Source organism: Kitasatospora sp. NPDC093558, from assembly GCF_040683475.1.
Lineage (GTDB): Bacteria > Actinomycetota > Actinomycetes > Streptomycetales > Streptomycetaceae > Kitasatospora.
Genome location: NZ_JBFBDY010001189.1, coordinates 1 through 1,370, shown reverse-complemented (window position 1 = coordinate 1,370; position 1,370 = coordinate 1). Strand labels below are relative to the sequence as shown.

Annotated in this window: 1 protein-coding gene; it reads right to left on the bottom strand. The window is 75.4% G+C overall.

The features are described 5' to 3' along the window. On the bottom strand, positions 1 to 1,370 hold a 1,370-nt coding region (locus AB0O00_RS39640; protein WP_363659521.1), incomplete at both ends, for an FtsX-like permease family protein.

Below are 1,370 nucleotides of genomic sequence, written 5' to 3'. Positions count from 1 at the left end.
GGCAGCCCGAGGGCCGTCGTGAGGAGGACGGCGCCGGCGGCGATCGCGGCCATGGACAGCATCGCGCCCCAGTCGACGGCGAAGTCGAGCCCGGCGGTGTACTGCAGCACGGCGCCCATGCCCAGGCCGCCCGCCGTCGCCAGCAGCACCCCGAGGGCCATCGGGACGAGCGTCTGCCACAGCACCGACAGGCCGAGGATCCTGCGCCGGGTGCCGACGGCGTGCAGCACGCCGAGGACGCGGCGCTGCTCGCGGAAGCGCTCCAGCTGGCCGACCAGCAGGCTGAGCGCGACCAGCAGCACCGTCACCGCGGAGCCCGCCGTGAGCAGGCGCTTGACGGCCCGGTAGGTCGGGTCGATCGTGCGGTCGAGCGGGAACTCGGTGCGGGCCTGCGGGTCGATCGCCATGACGTTGCTGGTCAACTGCTCCTTGGCGTCCGGCAGTCCGGGCCGCATCGACACCAGGACGGTCGCCGGTTGGCCGCGCAGCGCGGCGGCGGGCACGGCGCCGGGTGTGAGCAGGAGCATGCCGCTGCCCAGTCGCCCGTTGGGGTCGCCGCCGACGATGCCCGGGACGGGCGTGGCGGCGGGCAGTTGCCAGGCCGCCGGTTCGCCCTCGCCGCGGAAGAAGGCGGCGTGGACGGTCGTCCCGGGCTCCGCACCGGCGCTCGGCCGCGATTCCGGCCCCTTGAGGACGAACGCGTCGCCGTCCTTGCAGGTGGGCAGCGTCACGAACCCGCGGAGCACGGCGCAGCCGGCGATCCGTACCGAGGGCATCTCCCACGGCTTGCCGGTCGGGCTCTCCAGGGAGAACTCGGTGTAGGCGGCGGTCGCCGCGACCCCGGGCGTGCCGACGAGCCGCTGCGCGAGTCCGTCGGCCCGGGGCGCGCCGCCGGGGAAGGTCACCGACTGCTGGTACGGGCCGGTCTCCGGGCGGTGGCGGGGGAGCGCCTCGTAGCCCGCGCTGACGCCGAGGAAGAGCGTCTGCAGCGCGATCGCCCCGGCGATGGCCACGACGACGCCGCTGACGGCGGCCGACGCGGGCCCGGAGCCGAACTGCAGGCGGCGGATCGCCAGCTGCCAGGACACTCCGCCGCCGCCCGCGCGCCGGGTGACGGCCTCGACCAGCCAGGGGAGCAGCGCGCAGACGCCGATCAGCATCAGCATCACGCCGAACGCGACCAGCAGCGAACCGCGGGTGTCCTGCACGGAGTTGAAAACACCGGTGCGCGCCATCCGGCTCGGGTTGTACTGCGACGGCAGCACGAGCGCGAACACCGTCATCGCCAGTCCGGCCAGCGGCAGCATCAGCCGCCACCCGATCCGGCGCCGGCCCGGCCCGCCGCGGCGGACCACGCCGAGCGGGTCGAC